The following is a 3982-nucleotide window of genomic DNA, read 5'->3' on the forward strand; positions in this document are numbered from 1 at the left end:
CGACGTGTCTTTCGTAAAACCTTTTTGTTAAGGTCATTTATGGATGAAAAGTAAAAGCGCCATCACTTTCGCGATGACGGCTTTATTTTGTCAGTTTTTCAGTGGCCTCGCATATTACCAGAGTGCCTGCTTTTTACATTAGAAAAATCTCACATTCACTCGTTTATAAAATTTATTTATTCCAGCGAACATTTTCAAGATATCATTCATCTGATAAAATGGGTTCTGACAGGTGCTTCCTCTTCAGGATAAGGAACTCCTGCCTTCAAACCGGCTTCTTTGAGTTTAAGGAACCATGCCATGTTTCTTCCTAATGTTCTCATTGTTTGAAGACCTTCCAAGTCCTGTCTAACATCATCCGGTGTAAAACCATGTGTCATATTCCAGTAGGTGGACGAGATTACTGGCATCTCCGACATGGTAAAGTATTTATTCATCTCATCAAATGTTGCTGTATTTCCTGCCCTTCTCGCATTTACAACAGCTGCCGCCGGTTTCAGGCGATAAATGTCTTTTCCGGAATTATGCGCTGCAAAAAATACTCGATCCATAAAAGAAATCATTGAGCCATTCGCAGAGCCATAATATACAGGAACGCCGAAAATGAACCCGTCCGATTCTGCAGCTTTTTCAATAAACTGATTTACTGTATCATCCTTAAATACACATTTTCCGGTTTCTGCACATTTTCCACATCCGATACATCCATGAATCGCCTGATTTCCAATATGGATAATTTCTGCATCTATTCCCTCTTTATTCAGAGCATTTGCTGCTTCAGATAATGCTGTATACACACATCCTTTAACATGTGGACTTCCATTTACCAATAATACTTTCATTTAATTTTCCTTCCTTCTCGTTCCATTTGATCATATCACACCGGTTCTTTAATCAACCACGCTTTCTGCCCATTCTTTCAGGTCCTGCACTGAAGGACTTCCGTTAAGTAGTTTTCCAGGCGCAAAATGAATATTCGGATAAACACTCTGTAAATCCTTCACACATTTTTCAACTCCGCTTCCACCGGACGTTGCAAATAATACTACCGTCTTACCTTCAAAATCATAACTTTCCAAAAAAGTATTTATGATACGCGGTGCCGTATACCACCAAACAGGGAATCCAACAAATACAACCTCATAACTATCCATATTCTCTACCTTATCAGCTATTGCCGGACGAGACGCCGTGTCGTTCATTTCCACTGTACTGCGGGCTTTTTTGTCCTGCCAATTAAGATCCGCTGATGTATATTCCTCCTTTGGTTTGATCTCACAGAGATCCGCACCTGCTGCAGCAGCCAAATTCACTGCAACATTCTTTGTAACTCCACTTGCCGAAAAATATGTTACCAAAACTTTTTTACCCATGATTAAAATCTCCTTTCATTCTTGCATCATTCTCAAAATGACTATTTCTGCTTTTGGAACCGGGGCCGCGTCCATTGCTTCGCAGGCTGCCAATTCCAGTAAATTATTTTCCAGTGCATCATCTCCTTTCAATTACTTTCACGTATTATACTTTCGAAATATCCTTGCTTCCAGACAGCATCTCCTTGTAGCAGAAGCACCTTTCTGTATGAGAATTGATTATTCCGATCGACTGGAGATAGGAATAGATACTTATGTTCCCTGCGTATTTCATTCCTCTTCTCGTTAAATCTTGGGATATCCGGTCTGAGAGTTCATCTGTCGTTACAGAAACATCTTCATAGATAGTCATGTTATCCGAAAAACCCCAGATGTACCGATCAAAGCTTCCATACTCAATTTGGATTGATCTGAACACTCTGCTGTTGCTGATGCTAGCTTCAATCTTAGAGCGGTTCCTTATAATCCCTTATCCCGCAGCAGTGAATCCACCTTTTTCTCGTCATAATTTACCACTTTATCAATATCAAAATTATCATAAGCTCTCCTGAAGTTCTCTCTTTTGTTCAGTATAAGTTCCCATGACAGTCCTGCCTGAAACAGCTCTATTATAAACAGTTCATACAGCTGTCTGTCGTCATGTTTCGCCCTACACCACTCTTCATCATGATATTTAACATACAATGAGTTCTTCATTATAACTCCCGGACATCTGATTTTTTTATCCATATATAACTTCCTTATATTATTTATTCACAATCGAAACAACATCATTAACAATCTGCTCTACTGAAATTCCATTTTCTTTCAAAAGTTCCTCCGGAGCATAACGATCTGGGAAACTCTTTCTTATACCGTAATTCTTTACTTTAATATCCGTTGCTCCATAATAGCTTTCAATTTTTTCACCAAAACCGCCTTCTATAATACCATCTTCTAGGGTTATTATAAATTTATGATCTTCTTTTAAATTTTCCAACAGTTCTTCATCCAGTCCTGTAATAAATTTAGGATTAATTAACGTTGCTTCTATTCCTTTTTCTTTAGCAAGCATTCCAACTATGTTCTCTCCTAACTGATAGAAATCTCCTAATGCCATAACAGCAACGTCTTTTCCTCTTTCACTTACTTGATATTTATTGAGAATAGAATAATCTGTTGTATCTTCTACACCGCTTGATATCATTCCCATTGCCGGAACACGAATTGCAACAGGATAGTCTTTTTGATTAATTCCCCATTTAAGCATGGCAAAATACTCTTCTTTGCATGTTGGTGCCAAATATACCATATTAGGAATATTCCCCATCATAGCAATATCAAACAATCCTAGATGTGTTACATCATTCATTCCATAAACTGATGCCGCAAATACTAATAAGAGTGCAGAATTCTTGTTTATACATAAATCCTGCGAAAGCTGGTCATATGCACGTTGTAAAAATGTACTATACACGCAGTACACCGGTTTTCCTCCATTTTTTGCAATTCCAGAAGCTAACGCAACTGCATGCTCTTCTGCAATTCCAACGTCAATGTACTGTTTTCCCGCAATTTTCCTTCTTTCCTCAACAAATCCAAACCCAGTAGGAGTAGCAGAAGTAATCATAACAACCGTGGGATCTTTTTTCATTAAATCTAATAAGTACTCTGCTGTGCGGTTTTCATAGCTTTCAGGATTTGTCATAGAAAATTTATACTCACCTGTTTCTCTGTTAAATGGAGGTCCAGCATGATACAATTCCTTGTTTACTTCTGCAGGTTTAAATCCTTTTCCCTTTATTGTATGAACATGTACAACTATCGGATGATTGATATCCTTGACACTTTGGAACGCCTGAACTAACACTTCAATATCATGACCGTCTTTTACATACAAATAATCCAGTCCCATTGCCTTAAAAAAGTTACACTCGCTTTTTCCTTCTGTTACCCTTAATTCAGCAAGGTTTTTATATAATCCACCATGATTTTCAGAGATAGATTGTTCATTATCATTTACTATAATGACAATATTTGTACCAGCTTCTGCTGCATTATTCAAGCCTTCATATGCCTCACCGCCACTTAATGAACCGTCCCCAATGAAAGCAATGATATTTTCCTTATCACCTTTTAAATCTCTTGCCTTTGCAAGACCACAGGCAAGACTAATAGATGTGGAAGTATGTCCGACCTCAAAAAAGTCATGTTCACTTTCTTTCGGATTAGAATAACCAGACACTTCATCATATTTTTCAGGATCAATAAATGCATCTTTTCTTCCTGTCAACATTTTGTGAACATAACTCTGATGCGAAACATCATAAACTATTTTATCCTTTGGTGAATTAAAAACATAATGTGAAGCAATTGTAAGCTCTACAACACCTAAATTGGGTCCAATATGACCACCATGTTCACTTAACTTTGTAAGCAAAGCCTCACGAACTTCTACACTTAATTGATTTAGTTCTTTTAATGATAATTTTTTCACATCTTCTGGTGAATTAATCTCTTTGGATCTATGTCAATATCTTAGACACAAAAAGTTGAACTTTTTATACAATTTTTCTAGCTAAATCTTCGCATTTTTGTGGAGTTAAATATCCAATACTACTATGTATCCT

Annotated in this window: 3 protein-coding genes and 1 pseudogene; all 4 read right to left on the reverse strand. The window is 37.2% G+C overall.

Annotated features, from left to right (window positions below; all coding sequences use genetic code 11):
- Positions 1-206 precede the first annotated feature (206 nt).
- A complete protein-coding gene (locus IAI10_RS24420; RefSeq protein ID WP_315675920.1) occupies positions 207-842 on the reverse strand; it encodes a flavodoxin family protein in 636 nt (211 codons plus the stop codon).
- Positions 843-890: 48 nt separating this feature from the next.
- A complete protein-coding gene (locus IAI10_RS24425) occupies positions 891-1373 on the reverse strand; it encodes a flavodoxin (RefSeq protein ID WP_315675921.1) in 483 nt (160 codons plus the stop codon).
- Positions 1374-1518: 145 nt separating this feature from the next.
- Positions 1519-2102 (reverse strand): annotated as a pseudogene (locus IAI10_RS24760) (DNA-3-methyladenine glycosylase I).
- Between the two features lie 16 nt (positions 2103-2118).
- Positions 2119-3867 carry a 1-deoxy-D-xylulose-5-phosphate synthase gene (locus IAI10_RS24440; protein WP_315675924.1) on the reverse strand — a complete coding sequence of 583 codons (1749 nt, stop codon included), beginning with the start codon at positions 3865-3867 and terminating at the stop codon, positions 2119-2121.
- Between the last annotated feature and the right edge of the window lie 115 nt (positions 3868-3982).

Origin of the sequence: Clostridium sp. 19966, from assembly GCF_032335695.1 — a bacterium.
Lineage (GTDB): Bacteria > Bacillota > Clostridia > Clostridiales > Clostridiaceae > JACTOJ01.

Bases quoted from the DNA above. Each gene is read 5' to 3' on its own strand.
- IAI10_RS24420 (WP_315675920.1), bottom strand. From the start codon at position 842: ATGAAAGTATTATTGGTAAATGGAAGTCCACATGTTAAAGGATGTGTG.
- IAI10_RS24425 (WP_315675921.1), bottom strand. From the start codon at position 1,373: ATGGGTAAAAAAGTTTTGGTAACATATTTTTCGGCAAGTGGAGTTACA.